This is a genomic window from Nonomuraea sp. NPDC050691, from assembly GCF_040654455.1.
GTDB lineage: Bacteria > Actinomycetota > Actinomycetes > Streptosporangiales > Streptosporangiaceae > Nonomuraea.
The window spans coordinates 1-3,745 of record NZ_JBFAIA010000323.1 but is presented as its reverse complement, the minus strand read 5'-3'; the positions used below and the strand labels follow the sequence as shown (position 1 = coordinate 3,745).

Sequence of the window (3,745 nt, the reverse complement as noted above, 5' to 3'; positions counted from 1 at the left end):
GCGCGTCGGGCTTCGCGCCGTCCGCGACCAGTGCGGAGGCGGTGACGACCTTGAACGTGGACCCGGGCGGGTACTTGCCGAGCAGCGCCCGGTTGAAGCCGCCCGGCTTGTTGACCACGGCGAGGATCTCGCCGGTGGAGGGCCGCAGCGCCACCAGCGAGGCGGGCTTGTCCACGCCCTCCAGCGCGGCCGCCCCCGCCCGGTGCACCTTCAGGTCGATGGTGCTCTTCAGCGGCTCCTTGTCGCCGGCCGCGACGAGCGTCTCGACCGGCTCGTCCCCCTCGTACAGCTCGATCGTGGTCTCCTTGTAGGGGGCGAACCAGTCCGGGTACGTCTGCTTGAGGCCCTCGACGAGCTGCTGCACCGAGCCGGGCGTGCCGGGGGTGTCGATGCGCTCGCCGCCGGCGGCGAGGACGTGCGCCGGCTCGCCCGGCCGGGTGATCGCCCGCAGCGACCTGCCCTTCCTGAGCAGGCGGTGGATGGTGGCCGGGGTCCAGGCGACCTTCCACCTGCCGTCGCGCTCCACCAGCTTGAGCTCGCCGTCGTAGTCCCAGTCCCTGGTCCCCCGGATGCCGCCTTGGAAGGACACGGTGCCGTCGTCCCCCACGGTCCGGGCGAAGACCCCGTTCGGAATGTTGCGCCGGAAGGAGGCGTGCTCGGCCTTGAGATCGGTGAGGAAGCGCCGGTGCCACTGCTCGAAGTCGGCGGGCGGGTCGGCGACGAGGCGGCGCATGCCGGCGTAGTCCTGCGCGGTCCACGCACTCAGGTAGGCGTCGGCGGTCTGCTCGGGCGCGCCCTCGGTGCGCAGCGCCCAGAACGTGCCGCCGGCCACGAGGACCGGGACGAGGATCGCCGCGGTGACCCACGGCCACCTGCGCCTTCTGCGCCGACGCGGCCCGTCCTCCCTGAGGTGGGCGTAGATTGTCCCCGTTGGTGGTGCCATGGGGTGAGAAGACCAGAGCCCTCACCGCTCTGTCCAATACCGATATGAGCCGAACATGCATATGAGTTTGGCTATAGTTGCTGCTCATGGACCTCGTCCGGCACCTTCGCTACTTCATCGTGGTCGCGGAGGAACTCCACTTCGGCAACGCCGCGATCCGGCTCGGCATGGCGCAACCGCCGCTCAGCCAGCGGATCAAGCGCCTGGAGGAGGAGCTGGGGGTCCGGCTGTTCGACCGCTCCGCGCGGCAGGTCCGGCTGACCGAGTCCGGGCGGCTGCTGCTCGGCGAGGCCCGCGAGGTCGTCTCCCGGGTCGACCGGCTGCGCGAGCTGGCCCGGCACGGCCAGGGCGCCGTGCTGCGCGTCGGAGTCCCGCCCGACCTGGCGCCCGCCGTGATCGCCGGGCTCGTCGCCGGCTTCCGGGAGAGCCATCCCGAGGTACGCCTCGCGCCCGCCGAGATCTGGACGGCCGAGCAGGTCGCCGCGCTCGCCGAGGGCGCCATCGACGTGGGCATCGTGCGCCACCCCCTCGCCGCGCCCGGCCTGCTGTTCGGCCCGCCCCTGATCCAGCCGCAGGGCGTGCTGCTGGCCGAGGACGACCCGCTGGCCCAGGGCGGCGAGCTGCACCTGGCCGACCTGGGCGGGCGTGAGCTGCTGATGCCGCCCCGCGAGGGCGAGCCCGGCGTCCACGCCGAGGTGCTGGCCGAGTGCCGCCGCCACGGCTACGTGCCGCCGCAGGTGCACGAGGGCGCCGGCCTGGGCCTCGTGCTCGCGGGCGCCGCGGTGGCCTTCGGGCCGCACGCGGACCTGCCGGGGCTGGCCTGGCGCCCGCTGCTAGGCTCGCCCATCGCCGGTCGGGTCTCCACGGCCTGGCGGGTCGAGACGGAAGCGGTCGCCGCCTTCTCGGCGGTGGCCGTACGAACGCTGAAGGAGCGCGCCGGTATGGCGGACGAGGGCGCGATGCCCGTGCGGCGGGTCAGCCGCCGGCCGGGGGTGCTGGCATGAACGAGCCGGACTTCGGCGGCGTGTTCCGCGCGGCGGGCGTCACCGGCTGGCTGCACGCCACGGACATCGACACCGGCCGGCAGGTGGGGCACGGCTCCGACGTGCCGGTGCCGACCGCGTCGGTGTTCAAGGTGCCGCTGCTGGTCGCGTTCTGCCGGCAGGCCGACGCCGGGCTGCTCGACCCGGCCGCGCCGGTGACCGTACGGGCGGACGAGCGGGCCTTCGGGCCCACCGGGGTGTCGGCCATGCTGGACGACGTCACGATGTCGTTGCGGGACCTCGCCTACCTGATGATCGCGGTCAGCGACAACACCGCCGCCGACGTGCTGTCGGCCCGCGTGGGGTTCGACGCGGTCAACGCCATGCTGGCCGGGTTCGGGCTGGAGGGCACCTGCGTCCAGCAGAAGGCGGCCGACTTCTACACGAGCATGGCCGAGGACACCGGCCACGGCTGGCCGTACCTCGACCCGGAGGAGATCGACCGGCTGAGCGTGCTCGACCCGCCGCGCACCAACCGCAGCACCCCGCGCGAGACGGCCGAGCTGTTCGGGCTCATCTGGCGCGACGAGGCCGCCTCGCCCGCCTCCTGCGCCTGGATGCGCTCCGTGCTCAACAAGCAGGTGTGGCCGCACCGGCTGGCCTCCGGCTTCCCGTACGACGACGTGGACGTCAGCGGCAAGACCGGCTCGCTGCCGACGCTGCGCAACGAGGCCGGGGTGGTCGAGTACCCCGACGGCGGCCGGTACGCGGTGGCGGTGTTCACCCGCTCCTTCAGCCCCGCGGTCAACCAGCCGCGCGCCGACGCCGTGATCGGCACGGCCGCGCGTATGGCGGTGGACCACCTAAGACGCTAGCTAGTTGTGTGGCGGAGCGGGTATGACTTCCGCCCGACCGGGCGACAGGATGGGGCACATGGTTGCTGAAGGGACACTCCTCTGGGAGCCGACCGAAGAGATCGTCAAGCGCGCCAAGCTCACCCGCTACCTTGAGGGGCTCGGGCGCGCGGGGGCGGACTACGAGCAGGTCTGGCGGTGGTCCGTCGAGCGTCCGGAGGAGTTCTGGACGTCGATCTGGGACCACTTCGAGGTCGTCGGCGAGCGTGGTGACGGGCCCGTCATCTCTGGGACGATGCCGGGCGCCGAATGGTTCACCGGAAGCAGCCTCAACTACGCGGAGAACGCGCTGCGTCACACCGACGGCACGGCCGTGGTGTTCGTCTCGGAGGACGGTGCCCGCCAGGAGATCAGCCATGACGAGCTGCGCGAGGAGGTGGCCCGCGTGCGGGCCGGGCTTGTGCGTCTCGGCGTCGGCCGCGGCGACCGGGTGGCGGCCTACCTGCCCAACATCCCGCAGGCGCTCGTCGCCTTCCTGGCCACCGCCTCCCTCGGCGCCGTCTGGTCGGCCGGCTCGCCCGACTTCGGGGTGGCCGGCATCGTGGACCGCTTCAAGCAGATCGAGCCCAAGGTGCTGATCGCCGTCGACGGCTACCGCTACAACGGCAAGGCCTACGACCGCTCGGCGGCGGTGAACGAGATCGCCGCCGCGCTGCCCTCGCTGCGCGCCACCGTGTGGATCCCGTACCTGTCGGCCGCGGCCGAGGGGCTGCCGCCCCAGCAGGCCGAGCCCGCCCCCGGTCCGGCGCGGTCCGTACCGCACGGTGAGGTGATCGGCTGGGAGGGGCTGCGCGCGGAGCACGGTCCGCTGGAGTTCGAGCGGGTGCCGTTCGGCCATCCCCTGTGGATCCTCTACTCCAGCGGCACCACCGGGCTGCCCAAGCCGATCGTCCACGGCCACGGCG

Annotated in this window: 4 protein-coding genes; 3 read left to right on the top strand and 1 reads right to left on the bottom strand. The window is 73.0% G+C overall.

From position 1 onward, the window contains the following. Positions 1 to 943 (bottom strand): NTF2-like N-terminal transpeptidase domain-containing protein (locus AB0H81_RS44205; protein ID WP_358388347.1); only part of this gene is annotated, 943 nt, incomplete at its 3' end. Between the two features lie 86 nt (positions 944 to 1,029). Here AB0H81_RS44205 and AB0H81_RS44200 point away from each other — a divergent pair. The 3 genes from AB0H81_RS44200 to AB0H81_RS44190 all read left to right on the top strand — a co-directional run. Continuing rightward, entirely contained in the window at positions 1,030 to 1,947 is a 918-nt protein-coding gene (locus AB0H81_RS44200) for a LysR substrate-binding domain-containing protein (protein WP_358388344.1), read from the top strand. After that, positions 1,944 to 2,801 (top strand): serine hydrolase, encoded by an 858-nt coding sequence (locus AB0H81_RS44195; RefSeq protein WP_358388341.1) that lies wholly within the window; start codon positions 1,944 to 1,946, stop codon positions 2,799 to 2,801. Before AB0H81_RS44200 ends, AB0H81_RS44195 begins: the two co-directional genes overlap by 4 nt. A 58-nt stretch (positions 2,802 to 2,859) precedes the next feature. After that, the coding region (locus AB0H81_RS44190; RefSeq protein WP_358388338.1) for an AMP-binding protein at positions 2,860 to 3,745 on the top strand (886 nt) is incomplete at its 3' end.

Excerpts from the sequence above, each read along its gene's own strand:
- AB0H81_RS44195 (WP_358388341.1), top strand. The coding sequence starts at position 1,944 with ATGAACGAGCCGGACTTCGGCGGCGTGTTCCGCGCGGCGGGCGTCACC.
- AB0H81_RS44200 (WP_358388344.1), top strand. The coding sequence starts at position 1,030 with ATGGACCTCGTCCGGCACCTTCGCTACTTCATCGTGGTCGCGGAGGAA.